At 42.2% G+C, this 17536-nt stretch carries 15 protein-coding genes; 12 read left to right on the top strand and 3 right to left on the bottom strand.

The window, feature by feature from the left end:
* Positions 1 to 16 precede the first annotated feature (16 nt).
* The 3 genes from WBS51_RS13280 (at position 17) to WBS51_RS13290 (ending at position 4353) form a co-directional block, all read left to right on the top strand.
* Positions 17 to 2131, top strand: coding sequence for an alpha-galactosidase (locus WBS51_RS13280; RefSeq protein WP_291682193.1), 2115 nt, complete (start codon positions 17 to 19; stop codon positions 2129 to 2131).
* A gap of 128 nt (positions 2132 to 2259) precedes the next feature.
* Complete coding sequence (locus tag WBS51_RS13285; RefSeq protein WP_173749929.1) at positions 2260 to 3594, top strand: MATE family efflux transporter; 1335 nt, start codon at positions 2260 to 2262, stop codon at positions 3592 to 3594.
* Between the two features lie 138 nt (positions 3595 to 3732).
* The gene (locus tag WBS51_RS13290) at positions 3733 to 4353 is read left to right on the top strand and encodes a hypothetical protein (RefSeq protein WP_342694097.1); all 621 of its coding nucleotides are present in this window, start codon (positions 3733 to 3735) and stop codon (positions 4351 to 4353) included.
* 7 nt (positions 4354 to 4360) lie between these two features.
* On the opposite strand, the gene WBS51_RS13295 is transcribed toward WBS51_RS13290, so the two are convergent.
* Entirely contained in the window at positions 4361 to 5062 is a 702-nt protein-coding gene (locus WBS51_RS13295; protein ID WP_330489630.1) for a GTP pyrophosphokinase, read from the bottom strand.
* Positions 5063 to 5239: 177 nt separating this feature from the next.
* Here WBS51_RS13295 and WBS51_RS13300 point away from each other — a divergent pair, with 177 nt between their 5' ends.
* From WBS51_RS13300 to WBS51_RS13315, 4 genes are read left to right on the top strand one after another with little or no spacing between them, the layout of a single operon-like run.
* On the top strand, positions 5240 to 6097 hold the full coding sequence (locus tag WBS51_RS13300; protein ID WP_173749927.1) for a DUF5685 family protein: 858 nt from the start codon (positions 5240 to 5242) through the stop codon (positions 6095 to 6097).
* Positions 6087 to 6731 (top strand): J domain-containing protein, encoded by a 645-nt coding sequence (locus tag WBS51_RS13305; protein WP_291682197.1) that lies wholly within the window; start codon positions 6087 to 6089, stop codon positions 6729 to 6731. The genes WBS51_RS13300 and WBS51_RS13305 overlap by 11 nt, the downstream gene beginning before the upstream one ends.
* A complete protein-coding gene (locus tag WBS51_RS13310; RefSeq protein ID WP_173749955.1) occupies positions 6722 to 7255 on the top strand; it encodes a hypothetical protein in 534 nt (177 codons plus the stop codon). Before WBS51_RS13305 ends, WBS51_RS13310 begins: the two co-directional genes overlap by 10 nt.
* Before the next feature lie 23 nt (positions 7256 to 7278).
* On the top strand, positions 7279 to 8172 hold the full coding sequence (locus WBS51_RS13315) for a DUF445 domain-containing protein (RefSeq protein WP_342694098.1): 894 nt from the start codon (positions 7279 to 7281) through the stop codon (positions 8170 to 8172).
* Positions 8173 to 8200: 28 nt separating this feature from the next.
* Here WBS51_RS13315 and citX read toward each other — a convergent pair whose 3' ends face one another.
* Both citX and citC read right to left on the bottom strand, forming a co-directional pair.
* Positions 8201 to 9613: a citrate lyase holo-[acyl-carrier protein] synthase gene (citX, locus tag WBS51_RS13320; RefSeq protein WP_294462097.1), complete on the bottom strand. Its 1413-nt coding sequence runs from the start codon at positions 9611 to 9613 to the stop codon at positions 8201 to 8203.
* Positions 9610 to 10671, bottom strand: a complete 1062-nt coding sequence (gene citC, locus WBS51_RS13325) for a [citrate (pro-3S)-lyase] ligase (protein ID WP_173749923.1) — start codon at positions 10669 to 10671, stop codon at positions 9610 to 9612. The genes citX and citC overlap by 4 nt, the downstream gene beginning before the upstream one ends.
* Before the next feature lie 280 nt (positions 10672 to 10951).
* Here citC and WBS51_RS13330 point away from each other — a divergent pair, with 280 nt between their 5' ends.
* The 5 genes from WBS51_RS13330 to WBS51_RS13350 all read left to right on the top strand — a co-directional run.
* Positions 10952 to 11614, top strand: coding sequence for a TetR/AcrR family transcriptional regulator (locus tag WBS51_RS13330; protein ID WP_173749922.1), 663 nt, complete (start codon positions 10952 to 10954; stop codon positions 11612 to 11614).
* Between the two features lie 51 nt (positions 11615 to 11665).
* A complete protein-coding gene (gene pepD, locus WBS51_RS13335; RefSeq protein WP_294462102.1) occupies positions 11666 to 13123 on the top strand; it encodes a beta-Ala-His dipeptidase in 1458 nt (485 codons plus the stop codon).
* A 109-nt stretch (positions 13124 to 13232) separates the two neighbouring features.
* Positions 13233 to 14639: a YfcC family protein gene (locus WBS51_RS13340; protein WP_173749920.1), complete on the top strand. Its 1407-nt coding sequence runs from the start codon at positions 13233 to 13235 to the stop codon at positions 14637 to 14639.
* Between the two features lie 251 nt (positions 14640 to 14890).
* A complete protein-coding gene (locus tag WBS51_RS13345) occupies positions 14891 to 15469 on the top strand; it encodes a HutD family protein (RefSeq protein WP_294462109.1) in 579 nt (192 codons plus the stop codon).
* A 205-nt stretch (positions 15470 to 15674) separates the two neighbouring features.
* Positions 15675 to 17536: sensor histidine kinase (locus tag WBS51_RS13350; protein WP_342694099.1), on the top strand; the 1862-nt coding region annotated here is incomplete at its 3' end.

Consider the following 17536-nt stretch of genomic DNA (forward strand, 5'->3'; position numbering starts at 1 on the left):
ATGGAGGAAATTGCAAATGAAACGTATAAAAATAGAAGAGAATGGGATAAGATTAGTTTGGGAAATTACAGATGCAAATGAAATCAAGCTGCTGCATTTTTCGACTTTGGATTTTGAGGAAAAGTACATGGTATCAGATACGGGAACACAGTCCTTTTATCCAGTGGAAATTTTGGTATCCGGGCAGGACAGAGTAGGGGAACGGCATGGGCATAAATATACCCAGACTTCTCCAGGATATCGAATGAAATATAAAAATTTCGAAGATTACAGAAACGAAAAAGGAAGGAAGCTGGAAATTACTACAGAAGATACAATCACGGGATTAGAAGCAATAAGCCATATGCAGTTTTATGATGGTATTTCTGTGGTTCGTTCCTGGACAAAAATTATTAACAAAGGAGAGGAAGCACAGGGGTTGGAATATGTATCTTCTTTTTCTCTAAACGGAATTGATAAAGAGGGTATAGAGGCTTTTGATGAAAAAATAGAAATCGCTATTCCGCACAATGCATGGCAGAAAGAACTATGCTGGCAGACCTATACTTTAAAGGAACTGGGCTTATCTGTTTCTCAGCCAGGTATTATGCATCGTTCATCAAAAACCATTGGAATCAGCAATACAGGAAACTGGTCGACTAAAGAATATCTTCCTATGGGGTATTTACATAATAGGGAGACGAACAGTTCCTTGTTTTGGCAGATAGAGCATAATGGATCCTGGTATTGGGAAATCAGTGACCAGGACGGTCATGTCTATCTGAAATTGAGCGGGCCAAATGAACATCACAACCACTGGTGGAAAAACCTGCAGCCGGGAGAAACATTTGTAACGGTGCCTGTAAGTGTGGGAAGTTGTGTGGGTGGATTTGATGAAGCTATGGGAGAACTCACAAAATACAGAAGGCAGATTCGGAGAAAAAATGGAGATAATGAGCATCTCGGCGTAATTTTTAATGATTATATGAATTGTCTGTTCGGTGACCCTACTACAGCGAAAGAACTACCGCTGATTGATAAGGCTGCGGAAGCTGGATGTGAATATTATTGTATTGACTGTGGCTGGTATTCTAAAGGCTTTTGGTGGGATGGAGTAGGAGAGTGGATTCCGTCAAAAGAACGTTTTCCCGGCGGTTTAAAGGAAGTTATGGACTATATCCGCAGCAAAGGTATGATTCCTGGTGTTTGGCTGGAATTGGAAGTTATGGGAATTAAATGTCCGAAGGCAAATAAGGTTTCGGAGGACTGGTATTTTATGCGCCACGGAAAACGGGTGTTTGACAGAAGCAGATATCAGTTGGATTTCCGAAATTCAGAAGTTCGTGCGCATGCGTCTTCCGTTATTGATAGGCTGGTTACGGAATATGGAGTAGGATATATTAAAATGGACTACAATATAGAGCCGGGTATTGGAACAGAAACTAATGCAGATAGTGCGGGGGACGGTCTTTTGGAACATAACAGGGCATATTTAGCCTGGCTTGATGGAATCTTTCAAAAGTATCCAGGGCTTGTAATAGAAAACTGTTCTTCTGGTGGATTACGTATGGATTATGCTATGCTGTCAAGATACAGCATTCAATCTACAAGTGACCAGGAAGACTATGTAAGATATGCTACAATTGCAGCAAATGCACCGTCGGCTGTGACGCCGGAACAGGCGGCTGTTTGGTCTTATCCTCTGACAGAAGGGGACTGTGAAGAGGTAATTTACAATATGGTGAATGCCATGATGCTTCGGATTCATCAGAGTGGACATTTGGCAGAACTTAGTACAGAGCGATTTCAGTATGTGAAAGAAGCTTTGGAGTACTATAAGCGTATTCGGGGCAATTTAAAGACAGCACTTCCGTATTGGCCACTGGGAATTTCGGATTACGAAGACCCATGGGTGAGTCTGGGATTAAAAGCTCAGAGAGGAGAGTATCTGGCTGTGTGGAGAAGAGAAAGTCAAAGTCAGATAAAAGATTTGCCATTAAAACATTTGAAAGGAAAAGAGATTACAGTAAGCTGTGCATATCCCAGAGAGGGAAAATGCGCATATGAATGGCATAAAGAGGCAGGCGTATTGACTGTAAAGTTGCCTGAGAGAATTAGTGCAAGAATCTTTGAAATTCGGGAAAATAGGTAGGAAAGACAGCAAATGTTGCCACATGGATGTGATTCAAAAGCAATTCGTGTGGCAGCATTTGTTGTTGTCTCATTTTATTTATGCTATATTAAAAAAGACTTATAAAAAACAGGAGAAGCATAGAAAAGATGAAAAACTTAACAAAAGGAAATCCTGTAAAACTTATGCTGGAATTTGCTCTTCCGGTGTGTCTGGGAAACATTTTCCAGTTGTTTTACAGTCTGGCAGATACCAGAATTGTAGGCAGTGTTCTGGGAGAAACTTCGCTGGCTGCTGTAGGCGCCACTACGGCTGTCAGCACATTGCTTATCGGCTTTTTACAGGGACTGACCAATGGATTTGCCATTGTAGCGGCTCAGAGTTTCGGCTCTGGAAAGACAGAACGGCTTAGAAAAGCGGCGGCGGGGACCTTGCTTTTGGGGACGCTGACCACGCTGGCTATTACCGTTCTTGCATTAGCGGGGCTAGAGGGATTCCTGAAAATCTTGAATGTACCGGAAACTCTGTATGCGGAAGCAAAAGGCTATATTCAGATTGTACTTGCAGGTATGATGGTAACCATGCTTTACAATGCATGTGCAGGTATTCTGCGGGCCGTAGGCGATACGGTGGCGCCGCTTTTATTTCTCATGTGTGCGGCTTTGCTGAACGTGGGACTGGATATTTTATTTATGGCTGTAGTGCCGTTAGGCGTACAGGGAGCAGCCTTGGGAACTGTGCTGGCGCAGTTGGTGTCCGTGGTTTTAAGTATAGGGTATATGTGGAAAAAGTATCCGGTATTTCACTTGAAAAGAAAAGATTTCAGAATTGGAAAAGCAATGATAAAGCAGATGTACAGTTCCGGCCTGTCCATGGGGATGATGATGTCGTTGGTCTTTTTCGGAACGTTGGCGCTGCAGTGTGCCATTAATACTTTTGGCAATGATACCATTGTGGCCCACACAGCCGCCAGAAAAATATCGGAATTTTATTTCCTTCCCATCTCCGTTATGGGAGTGACTATGGCAACTTTCTGCGGCCAGAATTTCGGCGCAGGAGAGTACAAAAGAGTGCGTCTGGGAGTAAAAAATGCTTTGATGATTACCTGGGGATGGGCGTTTCTGGTAATTCTTATGAGTTATACCATCGGCCCGTTTCTCATTCATCTGGTAACAGGAACAACAAAGACTTCTGTGGTGGATACGGCAGTACTGTATCTGAAAATCAATGCTCCTTTTTACTTTATTGCAGCGGGAATCAACATTTTCAGAAACACGTTGCAGGCCATGGGAGACCATATTACACCGGTGGTATCCAGTTTTATCGAACTGGCGGGAAAGGTGGCGATTGCCCTTTTGCTGACACCGGTTTTAGAATACATGGGCATTATTGTGGCGGAACCGATTATCTGGTTTCTCATGATTATTCCGTTGGTTATAAAACTGAGGAAGGTACTGAATAACTCTTCACTTGGGAATCTGTGACATTGGAGGCATATTCTACCAAAATAGAACACTCACCCATAAAATTTTAATTAAATTTTGCATTTCGCCTTTCTTTGCCAGGGGAAAAGTGATAAAATTCAAACCAGTGTATACCAAAAGAAAAGGACGGAAGGAAACATGAAAAAACCACAGATTGACGCGGAAAAAAAGAAGAAATGGGATAATTTCTGGTACTATTACAAGTATCATGTGCTGGCAGGTGCTTTTATTCTGTTTTGTATTATTATTTTCGTGAAGGACATGAGAGGCAAAGTGTCTTATGACTATACGGTGGCCTTTCTGGGCGAATACGGAATTGCCCAGGAGGACAGCACAAAGCTGCAGAAATGGTTTGAAGAGCATGCCGAGGATTTAAACGGGGACGGAGAAATGCACGTGCAGATTGCAGATTACAGTATGCCATCTGATGACAGCGAAACCGTTGACCCCCAGATGGTTATGGCCAGTCAGACGAAGCTGACCGTGGATATGCAGGAAGGCACAAGCATGATTTACTTTGTAAGTCAGGGAAATTATGATAAATTCAAAGATATGGGTGTATTTCCTGAAGACTGGGAAACTTATAAAAAAGCAGAGGACTGTTCAGGTTACCAGGAAGCCCGAAGTCCTGTATCCATAAAGGGAACAGGCATTACGATGCGAATCGTAGGTGAGATAGAGGATCAGAAGACGAGGGAGTCCTGGGAGAAGTATTATGATGCAAGTGAAAAACTCATGAATGCATTTACAGGGGAATGAGTTCTTTTCAGAACTCATTGTATTCCCCGATTAAATTTTTAATATCCTGCATTTGATTATCCGTGGCAGTAATGGCATGTGCACACTCGGACAGCTTTCGGCTGATGAGTTCATATTGTTCATTGCTGCCTAAATCTTTTTTGTAACGAAGCTGGTGTTCCAGACTGGCCCAAAAATCCATGCCGATGGTGCGAATCTGGATTTCCGCCCGCATAGGAGTTTTGCCTTCTGCAAAGAAGACAGGAATCTCCACAATCATGTGATAGCTGCGGTAGCCGTTGGGCTTGGGATTCTGGATATAGTCCTTAATCCGAAGAATGGTAATGTCATCCTGCTCGGAAAGGAGTTTGGCAACAGAATAGATATCGTCAATAAAAGAGCAGATGACGCGGATTCCTGCCACATCGTTTAAGTGTTCCCGGATATTTTGCTCTGTAAAATCGTACCCCAGTCTCTGGAGTTTATTATAAGTGCTCAAAGGCGTTTTAATGCGGCTTTTGATGGAGGAAATGGGATTTCGTTTATAAGTAATGGAAAATTCATCGTCCAGAACCTCCAGTTTGGTGCGAATTTCCCGAATAGCGCAGCGGTACATCATCATGAGAGAATTGTAATAATCTGTATTCTTGATAAAACGCTCCGGATAGAGAATATCGAAGGCTTCGGAAGTATCGGCCTTTTTGTCCAGAGTTTTGTCTTCTGTTTTCAAAATAACACCTCTTTCTTGCTGTAAAAGTATATGGAAAGTATAGACGAAAAACGGGGACACGTCAATGGAAGAGAGGCAGGAATCCGAAGAATTTAGGCGAAATTACAAGAAAGAACCTATGGAAATCTGAAAAGAGGTATAGTATAATGAGACGATATAGGAAAGGGATAGAAAGCAATGTTTGGATATATAATGACAGATAAGCCGGAGTTAAAGGTGAAGGAATTTTACCGATATAAGGGATATTACTGCGGGCTGTGCCAGGCTCTCCGAAAGGAATATGGTTTCCGGGGGAGAATGACATTGACTTATGATATGACGTTTCTGGTCTTGTTTCTTACATCATTGTACGAGGCAGATACGAGAGAACTGCAGCTGCACTGTCCCGTTCATCCGGTAAAGAAAATCCCCATGCTGCAGAATGAACTGTCAGCATATGGGGCGAAGATGAACATTCTTCTGACGTATTTTAAGTTTGAAGATGACTGGAAGGATGATAAAAGTCTGCAGGGAGCAGCAGGAATGCGGCTTTTCAGAAAAAAGGCAGAAACCATATGCCGGGAATACAAAAGACAGGCGCATGCCATCCAAAAACATTTAAAAATTCTGTCTGCCTATGAAGAAAAGCAGGAGAAAAATTTGGATTTGGTGGCAGGGGCTTTCGGAAATCTGATGGCAGAACTTTTTGTTTACCGACAGGATATGTGGGAGGAAGAACTGCGAAAGTTTGGATTTTATCTGGGGAAATTTATTTATATCCTGGATGCCTACGATGACCTGGAGGAAGACCGGAAGACAGGTTCTTATAATCCCCTGAAATATCTGCAGAACAACTGTAAAACAAGAGAAGCCTACGAAAAGACCGTACATGAAGTTTTGCTCATGATGATGGCAGAGGCCACTGGGGCTTTTGAGAAGCTGCCGTGTCTTATGGACGCCGAGATTCTGAGAAATATTCTCTATCGGGGCGTGTGGTCAAAATATAACAAAATACAAAAAGAGAGACAGGAGAAAAGAGAGAATCATGGTAAATAATCCATATGAGGTGTTGGGAATTTCCCCAAACGCATCCAATGACGAAGTAAAGAAAGCATACCGGGATTTGAGCAGAAAGTATCACCCGGATTCTTATGTGGATAATCCCCTTGCGGGACTGGCAGAGGAGAAATTTAAGGAAGTTCAGGAAGCCTATGACCAGATTATGAAGGAAAGAGACGGCGGCTATCAGAGCGGCTACGGAAATTTCAACGGTTACGGCGGCCAGGGAGGTTATCAGGAAGCGCCTTCCGGGCAGGACGGTGCACAGCTGCAGGCAGCGGCGAATTATATCAATGGACGCCAGTACCAGCAGGCTTTAAATGTGCTTTCCAGAATTCAGAACAGAAGCGCCCATTGGTATTATTTAAGCGCTTGCGCCAATATGGGAATGGGAAATAATGTCAATGCTTTAAATCTGGCAAGACAGGCGCAGAGTATGGATCCGGGAAATCCGGAGTACAGCAATCTGGTGAATCGTCTGCAGTGGAACAGCAACCGTTATCAGGGCGGAGGAAGTCCCTATGCAGGAAATGGCGGAAGTACCTGCGGAACAGGAAATATGTGCTGTGACCTCTGGTGCGCAGACAGTCTTTGCGAGTGTATGGGAGGCGACCTTTGTTCATGCATGTAAATGCGAAGAAAACGGCAGTTTCGGGGCTTTTGATGGCCCTGTCTGTGCTGCTCCTTGTGCTGAGCGGAGTTCTGGATTTCAGTACCTTGTTTTTTCTGGCAGCCGCAGCGTTCTTTGTGGGAATTATCATTAAGGAATACGGTCTTGGTTACGGCGCAGCCTTTTTCACCGGCTGTACAATTCTGGGATTTCTTCTGGCACCACAGAAATTATACTGCATTACTTATGCCATGATGGGAATTTATGTGCTGGGTGTGGAAGCGCTTTGGCAGTATTTGGGGAAACATCCTACCTGGAATCACAGGAAAATGATTTTTACGGCAGGGAAATTCGTGATTTTTAATCTGATGTATCTCCCTGCACTGCTGCTGTTCCCAAAGCTGATTTTTGCAGGGGAACTTTCAGAGAAACTGATACTGGTCTTTTTACTGGGCGGACAGGCAGCATTGTTTGTGTACGATAAGGCCTATGAATACTTTTTGGTTCAGATGTGGGGACAGGTCAGAGAGAAACTTTTCAAATGAGATAAGGAAGAATCAGGATGAATATGATAGATATACTGGCAGGACCGGTCATTGGTGCAATTATCGGTTACTGTACCAATTATATAGCGGTGAAAATGTTGTTTAAGCCATTGAAGCCTGTGAAAATCGGGAATTGGACGCTGCCCTTTACACCGGGAATCATTCCCAAGGGGAAAGCCAGAATGGCAAAGGCCATGGGAGAAGCAGTGGGTGACCATCTTCTGACGAAGCAGGATTTGGAACAGATATTGCTGTCAGATGAAGTGAAAAAAACCGTGGTTCAGGCTGTAGGCAGTGGTCTTCAGACCATACAGAGCAATGAAGATACGGTGGAAACCTTTCTGGGACATTATGTAGAGCAGGAAGATTATGCGCAGATGAGGGGCAAACTGGAGAACTTCATTACAGAGAAGATTTCAAATGGTCTGGAGCAGATGGATGTGGGTGCAATTATTGCAGAAGAAGGCGCCAAAGAAGTGAAAAACAAGTTCCAGGGCAGCATGGTTTCCATGTTCTTAAACGATGATTTGATTCAATCGATTGCCGTGCCCATTGGAAATAAGGTGGGAGAGTATATACGGGAAAACGGCAGGGAAAAAATTCATCCTCTTGTGGTAGGTGAAATTGCGGCAGCAGAGAATCTTCCGGTGAAGCAGCTTATGGAAAAAATTCCGCTGGGACAGGAGAAAGTTCTGGAACTGGTAGAAGCTGTTTATGTGAAGTTCGTGGGAGAAAAGGCGGGAGAACTGGCTGAAAAATTCCACATTGCACAGGTGGTTGAGGATAAAATCAACGAGATGGATGTACTGGAAGTAGAGCATATTCTGCTGGGAATTATGAAAAAAGAATTGCATGCAGTGGTAAACCTTGGGGCTCTTATCGGCTTTATCCTGGGACTGCTGAACTTGTTCTTTTAAGAAAATCTGTTCAGGAAATGCCTGTCTGCTAGGTAAAGCAGCAGGCATTTTTCATGAGAAAGTACAGGAAATAGGTCAGAGCCAGCATGTCTGCGCTGCCGCCGGGGCTGATGTTTTTTTCTGTAAAACAGCGGTCTAAATCAGGTAAAATGTGCAGTTGCTGTTCATAGGAAGAAGCCTCCAGGAAAGCAGAAAGTTCGGTTCTGATTTTTAATGCAGTTTCATAGCTGCTGCGGATGATGAGGTTCGTATCTTCGGTGTGAGCTATGTAATGCAGGAGTACGAAAAGTCCGGAATCATTCAGTGAAAAACCGGATTTTCTGACATTCTCAAAGAGGGGCAGTCCTTCTGTTAAAAGGTGAGGGAATCCCTTGCAGGCCTCTCCTCTTATGCCCGTAATGTTATGAAGCAGGTAGAGTTTTTCACCGTTGGATTTGGGCGCAAGGGGATTGATGTGGTCATAATCCCGAAGCAAATCTGTAAGCATAAAGCGGCAGATATTGCCCAGAAGAGCGGGAAAATCCGGGGCGCAAAAATCTGTGGCATGAAAAGCTTTTGCATAGCCTGCTGCAGCGCAGAGAATTCCGCCGGAAAAGATAATTCCTTTGTGTGTATTTACTCCTCCGGTGGCAGTCAGCATATGGTTTTCTGCCTGAACTCCCAGTGTGCGGAGCTTCTGGAAAAGCCTGGGGAGTTCTTCAGAAGTGCCGGAAAAGGTCAGTCCTTCTCTGGCGCAGGCTATGAAATAAGGGGTGAGGGCATAGGCGCTGCGGATAAACGTAGTCCGGCACATATCTTTGTGGGAACCGTTGTGCAGGCGGTCTACAAGCCCTGGTTTCAAAGCAGTGTTCACTTCATAAAACAGGGCTTTCTGCATCATAAGTCCAACATGAACAGACATGCGTTCACAATAAAAGCTGTCTATAAGTCGTACAGTGTGCTGTATCAGTTCTTCGGCGCTGTGGGTTCTGGAACGTCCGCAGAGGAAAGCGGGATTCTGACAAATCAGGCAGGTGCGTTCCGGAAATCCCAGTTCCCGGCGGGAGACTTTTGTGCCGTCAGGACGCAGTACATCCAAGTCAAAGAGCCGCCCCAGAGGGTGGTTTTCTTCCTGAAAAAGCAGATATTCTTTTATGCGTTCCGGTTCCAAATCCAGGGCAAAAATAGCTTCGTACCCGGTGTTTTCTTTCTGTTCTTTTTCTTCTAAAATCTTTCCACGAAGTATGAAAATTCCTTGGTGAATGAGGTCATATCCCAGTGTATACAGCCATTTGGTATAGGGGAATACCTTCACCGGACCGGCGATATTTAAGGTGAAGCTCAGCAGAGAACGGGGCCTTTTTTGCAGCATTTCCTGTTGAAAGTATGCGCGTTTTTCTCTTGCGTCTAAAATTTCGGGCAGGGTAATAGGGCGTCCTTTGGCCCATACGGAATGGTTCATGATAAGTCTCCTGTGGCTGCTAATTGTTGTTTTAAACGCTGTCCCTCCGGGGAAATCAGAAAGGCATAGGTGGTTTCAGGCACAAAGTTTTCCAGTTCTTTTAGGTCTTCCGGATTTTTGCTTAAAAACTTTTTCCGTACGAAAGTGGCGCTGATAATGGTATCCTGATATGCACATCTGGGGATTTCTGTTACTTCAATTCCATAAACGGGAAGCGTTTTTTTCATCTGTTCGTTGTAGGCTTTTGTGATGGCGGAAAAGGGTTCTTCTCCCACAAAACGCCGGGTGATATGAAAAGCTTCTTTGAAATAAGTTCCGAAAATCATCAGGTCCAGAAGGGCGGTTTTGTCAGAAACCGTGGCTTTATCCTTTAGAAAATAGTCGGGAAAAGTAGCGTGGGAAATCAGATATTCCGAACTTCCATGCACCTGTACATTAGGAAAATCTGTACAGCCTTCTTTTACCAGTTTCAGGCGGATATCTGCCGGGAATTCGGAGGAATCCGCAGACAGGACAAAGACATGCAGCAGGTCACACATAGCAGCCGCAGTCTTTACCAGATACCGGTGACCGTTGGTAAAAGGATTGGCATTCATGACAATGGCGCCAATCCTTTTACCTTCTTTGGCAGGGGAAAGAGCAGCTTCTCTGGTTACATATTCCCGGATTCCATCCCTGCGGTTCTCCATAAGCAGCATATCCTTTGTCTGAGTAATAGGGTAAAATCCCATGTCGGAAAACATCTGCAGATACATGGGTTTTGTGAACAAAAACAAGTGGGAAAGACCCTCTGCAGCAGCATTTTTTATAAGCTGGGTCATGAGGAGAGAGAGGCAGCCTTCCCCTTGAAATTTAGGATTAATGGCAATACATTTTAAAGTGTTTTTGTGGCGGGAACCACAGCCTGCCAGTTCTCCATCCTGGGTTTTTAACAGTACAGTGTATTGAATCTGTGTATCATAAGATAAATCATTTTGGGATAAAAAGACTTTCAGTTTTTCCAGTTTTCTTCCGTGAAACGGGAAACCTTCTTCTAAATAAAAATGTTCGGAATCCATGAGTGGGTCCTCCTTTTCCGAGTTGTGATAAAAACAGTGTAACATAGAAAGGCGGGGGTGGCAATGAGGGGAAAATGGAAATGGCACATTTTGAAAAAATAATTTCGATACAAAGAGAACAGCAGGAAACGATATATAAAAGTGTCCAAAATCATGATTTTTATAAATGTCAATAAATTTAAAGAATATAAGGGAATTGTATTTGACAGTTAAACATGTTCGAAATATAATTGTGTTTATAAAATGAAAGATTTACGAGTAGAAATGGAGGAATTCCTGTATGAGAAAAGAATTAAATATAAAACAAAAGCGGGTTATGATTTATTTTATTACTGCCGCAAAAGAATTGATTGAATCCGAAGGGGTGGAAAAATTGACTGTGCGGAAAGCAGCGGCAGCAGCAGGATATAACAGTGCTACTTTGTATAATTATTTTGAAGATATGGAAGAGTTAGTGATATTTGCCTCTATGGGATACTTAAAGCAATATATTGTAGATTTGGAAAATACGCTGGAAGATTCTATGAATGCACTGGAACGGTATAGGACAATCTATAAGGTTTTTGGAAAGACATGTTTAAAAAGACCGGAAATTTTTTATTATCTCTTTTATGGAAAGTATAAGAAGAAATTAAAGAATGTCATTTCAATATACTATGAACTTTTTCCGGATGAACTGGGACATCACGATGATGATATTATTAAAATGCTGACGCAGGGAGAAATTATGGAAAGGGACAGAGCCATCATGCCGTCTTTGGTGGAACAGGGATTTGTGGCAGAAGAAAACGTGAATCAAACGGTTGTTCTGATGACAAGAATGTTTCAGTCCTACTTATACGATGCTTGGCAGGGACATGATACCAGACAGATAGAGGAACAGATGAAACTGGTTATGGAAACTTTTGACTATATTATGGATAAGGCAGCGCCTCAAAAGTAGGTGAGGATATCAGGCACATAAAAGATATATATGTAGAAGGGAGCGGTATATATGGGTATGCAAAAACAAATAGAGGATTTATTACAGGACAGAGTGTTTGAGATTTTTTACGGCATCAGTCAGATTCCCAGACAGAGTTTTCATGAGGAGCAAATTAGCAGATATCTGGTGGAATGGGCCCAGAAAAGGGGATTATTCGTTGTGAGAGACAAACACAATAATGTACTGATACGAAAAGCCGCTTCTAAGGCAATGGAAAAAGAAGAGGGACTTATTTTACAGGCACATATGGATATGGTTTGTGAAAAAGCTCTAGCATCCACGCATGATTTTTCTAAAGACCCTATTCCCTGGAACATAGAAGGAGATTATCTGACAACAGGAGGAGAAACTACGCTGGGGGCAGATGATGGAATTGGTATGGCGTTGGCCATGGCGTTGTTGGAAGAGGAAGGCGAATATCCGCTGTTGGAGGTGCTTCTGACTACAGCGGAAGAGGAAGATTTGTCAGGAGCAGCAGGGTTTGACACCAGCCTTTTGCAGGGAACCAGGATGATTAATTTGGATAATGCCAAAGATAACGAAATTCTGTGTGGAAGCTGTGGGGGAGAGGCTGTAGAAGTGAAAATACCTTTAAACAGAGAGGAAAAGAAAGAGGGATGGAAACTTTTTGAACTTTGCATTACTGGATTAAAAGGCGGTCATTCGGGAGAAGACATACATAGAGGGCATGGAAACGCAAATAAGTTTTTGGCAAGAGTACTGTTAGAATTGGAAAAGGTGACAGAACTAAAAATTGCCAGGATAAAAGGTGGTACGTTTCGTCTGGCCATTCCGAGAGAAGCGAGTCTGGTGCTGGCATTGCCCCAAGATAAGGAAGAGGAGGCAAGGGAAAAGTGTGGACAGGTGTATAAAAACTTAAAGGAAGAGTATCTAAGTGCAGCAGAAAAGCTGGAAATAAAAATGTGTCCATATAACGGGCAGATAACAGAAGTTCATGATGCGGAAAAAATTATCCATATGATAATGTTTTCACCAGACAATATTTTTGAGATGAACAGTGATATGGAAAATCTGGTAAGCAGTTCAGATAACATGGGAGAATTGTATCTGACAGACGGTATGCTTCACATTGTATATGAAATTCGTGCTGCCCGAAATTCTGCCAGAGATTATATTGCACAGGTTATTGAACGTCTGGCTGAAATGATGGGAGGAAGTTCTCAGGTACATTCTGCTTATCCCGGTTGGGATTATCATGCAAACTCTGTACTTCGGAAGTTTGCAGTGAAAGTGTTTATAGAACAAAATGGACAGAAACCAATATCCCGCTGTGTACATGCCGGCTTAGAATGTGGCTGCTTTTTTGAAACTATGCCGGAATTGGATGCTATTTCTATAGGACCAAATTGCGAAGGACTTCATTCCCCTCAAGAAAAGTTAAGCATTTCTTCTACGAAAAAAATGTACAAAATTTTAAAAAAGATTATAGAAGAAATGTACAAATGACATAAACACGATTGACAAATAAACGTGTCTATGCTATGGTTTAGTGTAGTAAAACGATAGTGAGTGACAATGAAGAAGGGAGTTCGATTTTATATCAGGAGGTGCAGCAATGGAAAAGAAAAAGAAGAACATTCAAATGAAGGCATTGAATCCTATGGTATTGCTGGCAATTATTATTATTGTCTGTGCAATTGCTACATATCTGGTACCGGCGGGGCAGTATGACAGAGTTTTGGATCCAGTTACGGAAAGGGAGATTGTAGACCCGAATACGTTCCACTATGTAGAGCAGAATCCGGTAGGTCTGTTTCCTCTTTTTAAGTCTGTGACTTTGGGACTGCAAAGAGCAAGCTATGTTATTTTCTTTCTCTTTATCATAGGTGGAATGTTTCAGATTATGGAGGCTACGGGCGCTATTCACAATGGAATGACGCTGGTGGTAAAGAAAATGGCGGGGAAAGAACTGTTGATGATTCCTGTGTGTATGATGGTTTTTGGGTGTGGTTCTGCCTTTGCTGGAAACTTTGAAGAGTTTCTGGCTTTTGTTCCTTTGGTGTTGGCCGTATGTCTGGCTATGGGATTTGATTCTCTGGTAGCGTTGGGGATTATTTTCTGTTCCGCAGCTTCTGGTTATGCAGGGGCTATGACAAATGCGTTTACTGTAGGTGTGGCTCAGGGAATTGCCGGATTGCCTATGTTTTCCGGAATCGGATTCAGAGCCTGCGTATTTTTGGCACTGATGGCGGTGAGTATTACTTATGTGACCTTGTATGCAAGAAAAATAAAGAAAAATCCACAGGCAAGTCTGGTGTACGAATTCGATAAAGGGAAAGAATCCGATATCGACCTGACAGAAGAGGTGAAACTGACTTTTCGACAGAAACTGGTGCTGCTGACCTTTTTAGGGGTTATGATAGCTATGGTAGTTGGTATAGTGAAGTTTGGATTTTACATAGACGAATTGGCAGCACTATTTTTGATTGCCGGTATTCTGGCTGGTCTTTTTGGGGGATTGAAACCAGGACAGATTGCAGAGGAATTCCTAAAAGGTTGCGGAAATCTGCTCTTTGCGGGTGTTATGATTGGACTTTGCAATGCAGCGCTGATTGTTTTGGAAGACGCTAATATCATGGATACCATTATTCACGCGCTGGCTGGGCTTCTGGATGGTCTGCCGCCGACATTAAGTGCCTGCGGAATGTTTGTGGTACAGGATTTGTTTAATGTATTAGTTCCTTCCGGTTCCGGACAGGCAGCAATTACAATGCCTCTTATGGCACCATTGGCAGATTTGATTGGACTGACAAGGCAGACTTCAGTACTGGCTTTTCAGTTGGGAGATGCCTTTACTAATGTTATGGCACCTACGGGGGGAGAACTTTTGGCAGCTTGTGCAATGGCAAAAATTCCATGGGGCAAGTGGGCAAAATGGCTGGTACCGCTGTTCCTGTTGTGGTGGGTAGTAGCATTTGCGGCATTGATTATAGCAGTACAGATTGGGTATGGACCGTTTTAAAAAACATATAGTATAAAAAGCAGAAAACCAGAGAAAACCACAGTACCAGGCGTTCTCTGGTTTTCTGTTTGTGTTACAGTAAAAATTTTTCTCTTATGCAGAGGGGAAAAGCGAGTTGAGGAAAAAGTGGGAGTATGCTATCATTAGAAGTATGTCAAGCGTTAGTGGCTGAGCAAATAGAAGAACAAACGAAATTTACCATACAGGATTATTTATAAAAGCAAAACATTATTTCAAGGGGGACAAGGACCATGGGCAATTATTTCATCGTAAGAAAAAAAGCAGAATTTCAGACTTCACGCTGGTCAGGAGGAAGTACAACACAACTGTATCTGTATCCGGAAGACAGCAGTTACAGCGAAGGAAATTTTCAATGCCGTATCAGCAGTGCTGCAGTAGAAGTGGACAAGTCGGATTTTACCAGTCTGCCGGGGGTAAAGAGATACCTCAGTATCTTTGAGGGAAATCTGGAGATGGTTCACGGAGAGGCAGACAGGGTGTGTTTGCGGCCTTATGAGGTAGACTGCTTTGACGGCGGTGTACCTACCGTGAGTTTCGGAAGGGTGACGGACTTTAATTTGATGTTGAAAAATGGTGCAGAGGGGAAAATGGAAACGGCACGTTTAAAAGCAGGGGAAAGTCTGAAATTAGAGCCGAAAGCAGGAGAAAATCTGCTGGCCGTGTATGTGAGGTGCGGAAAGGCAGAAGCAGCGGACTGCAAAGCAGAAGAAGGAGAACTTCTTTTGTGTAAGGATTGGAAAGAGAGTGTTGTGTTGGTAAATAGCGGCAAGGAAGAAACAGGATTGGGGATTTGCAGAGTGCGGGTGTAGATAGACGAAATGAGATGATTGGTGCTCGTGGCAATATAATTAGAGCACAATATAAATGAGAAAAGACTGTTGTATTTGGGTATGATTTTCTGAATATCCGATATAACAGTCTTTTTTTGTGTGAATATGTCTGGTAAATAGTTGAAAATATAAGGGGAAATTGCTACAATGAACAAATGAAAAGGGGAAGAAGGAGAAACGGAAGATGAGAAAGCCGCATAGTATTAAAAAGACAGTTCTTTTTTTTGATTTTTTGATAGTTGTTCCACTGTTTATTTTGTTTTCTATTCTGACAATAGCGGCTTTCAGAAATAGCAATTATGAATGGAATCGGAGTAAACTGGCATCAGTGGAGGAAAGGTGCAGTAATATTGCAGACAGAAATACAGAGATTATAAAGATAACAAATATGTTATATCTGGATTCAGAAATAAACCATATTTTATCAGAGAAGCAGCAACTTACAGGGTATGAGGCGACTCAGGCTCAAGGTAAAATTCAAGGGAAAATGAGGGAACTGACAGAATTATTTCCGGAGAGACAGTATCAGATTATGATATTGTGCAGCAATGGAAACAGTTATTTTCAAAACTCGTTAGAATTTACAGGTGATAGACCGACTTTTGAAAAGATTGTGGAGGAAAGTTGGTATTCAGAAATGGGGCAGGGCAATGATACCATTTATTTTTTGCCGCAATATAGAAGTCCTTTACTGCAAAATAACTTTCAAGAGGATACGCTATTTGCAGTTCGTAATATCCGTAATCTGAACAGTGGAAGGAAAATAGGGACTATGATTGTAGCCGTTTCTCACAATATTTGGGGAGATGATACGATTGAAACCGGAGAGAATGCAGAAAATACAATTGTTATGGACCAGTATAGGAAAATTATCTATGCCTCAGATAAAATACTCTATGGGAATGCCATCGAAGATAATTCTTATTACAAAAAAATCACAGAAAATGAAAAGGGATTTTTTCTTGGTCATGTAAAGGGACAAAATTGTCATATTCGATTTAGCAGTATTGAGCAAACTGGGTGGAAATTAATCAGTTATGAACCATATCAGAGCAGCTGGTCTTTTTATGTGGGATTGATTTTAGGACTTGGTGCAGCTATGTTTCTTGTTCTTACATTTATAGTGCTTTATAATTGCAGCTTTATAGCGGGAAGAATGAAGCAGTTGAACAAAAATATTGTTGAAGTTTCGGAAGGAAATTTAAAGGCAAAAATTTTGGAGAATTATGAGGCTGAGTTTCAGGATATATATCGGAATTTTAATACTATGTTGGACAAGATACAGGAGCTTATGCAGCAGTTGGAAAAAGAACAGGAGGAAAAACATACCCTGGAAATACAGGCTTTACAGGCACAGATTAATCCTCATTTTTTTTATAATACGTTGGTTACGATTCGTTTTATGATACAGATGGAGGAATATCAAGAGGCAGATAAAGCGATTTTATCCTTTTCAAAACTGCTGAGAAAAGCTTTTGCGAATCAGCAGAGATTGATTTCTATAAAAGAAGAAATTGATATGACGGAAGAGTATCTGACGTTGATGTCATTGAGGTATAAAGATAAATTTCAGTGGAAAACCATCATAGATTATGAGACTGGGGAACTGGAAATATTGAAAAATCTGATTCAGCCTCTGGTAGAAAACAGTATTTCACATGGCTTTAATATGAAAACCGAAAAGGGACATATTTGGATTCGTGCATATTCCAGAGAACAGAAAGTTGTTGTTGAAGTGGAAGATGATGGAGTAGGTGTGGACCTAGAAAGAATCAAAAAATGCATTGAAAGCCGGGAAATTCCCAAAGTGAAAGAACAGTTCAGCGGAATTGGGATTTCTAATATACAAATGAGAATAAAAAGAAATTTTGGCGAAGAATACGGCTTGCACGCCTTTCTTAATGAAAATGGAGGCGTGACTTTTAAAATGTGGACTTTAGTCTGTTTCGCCCATTGGAGTTTTTCGTTGATCCGAAAAATGGAGATGGGCGAAACAATAATCCACCCGCTATGCGGGTGCGCGTCGATTGTTATACAAAAAAATTA

The sequence above is a fragment of the Blautia acetica genome, from assembly GCF_038739805.1.
Classification (GTDB): Bacteria; Bacillota; Clostridia; order Lachnospirales; family Lachnospiraceae; genus Blautia.

Excerpts from the sequence above, each read along its gene's own strand:
- WBS51_RS13280 (WP_291682193.1), top strand. The coding sequence starts at position 17 with ATGAAACGTATAAAAATAGAAGAGAATGGGATAAGATTAGTTTGGGAA.
- WBS51_RS13285 (WP_173749929.1), top strand. The coding sequence starts at position 2,260 with ATGAAAAACTTAACAAAAGGAAATCCTGTAAAACTTATGCTGGAATTT.
- WBS51_RS13290 (WP_342694097.1), top strand. The coding sequence starts at position 3,733 with ATGAAAAAACCACAGATTGACGCGGAAAAAAAGAAGAAATGGGATAAT.
- WBS51_RS13300 (WP_173749927.1), top strand. The coding sequence starts at position 5,240 with ATGTTTGGATATATAATGACAGATAAGCCGGAGTTAAAGGTGAAGGAA.
- WBS51_RS13305 (WP_291682197.1), top strand. The coding sequence starts at position 6,087 with ATGGTAAATAATCCATATGAGGTGTTGGGAATTTCCCCAAACGCATCC.
- WBS51_RS13310 (WP_173749955.1), top strand. The coding sequence starts at position 6,722 with ATGCATGTAAATGCGAAGAAAACGGCAGTTTCGGGGCTTTTGATGGCC.
- WBS51_RS13315 (WP_342694098.1), top strand. The coding sequence starts at position 7,279 with ATGATAGATATACTGGCAGGACCGGTCATTGGTGCAATTATCGGTTAC.
- citX (WP_294462097.1), bottom strand. The coding sequence starts at position 9,613 with ATGAACCATTCCGTATGGGCCAAAGGACGCCCTATTACCCTGCCCGAA.
- citC (WP_173749923.1), bottom strand. The coding sequence starts at position 10,671 with ATGGATTCCGAACATTTTTATTTAGAAGAAGGTTTCCCGTTTCACGGA.
- WBS51_RS13330 (WP_173749922.1), top strand. The coding sequence starts at position 10,952 with ATGAGAAAAGAATTAAATATAAAACAAAAGCGGGTTATGATTTATTTT.
- pepD (WP_294462102.1), top strand. The coding sequence starts at position 11,666 with ATGGGTATGCAAAAACAAATAGAGGATTTATTACAGGACAGAGTGTTT.
- WBS51_RS13340 (WP_173749920.1), top strand. The coding sequence starts at position 13,233 with ATGGAAAAGAAAAAGAAGAACATTCAAATGAAGGCATTGAATCCTATG.
- WBS51_RS13345 (WP_294462109.1), top strand. The coding sequence starts at position 14,891 with ATGGGCAATTATTTCATCGTAAGAAAAAAAGCAGAATTTCAGACTTCA.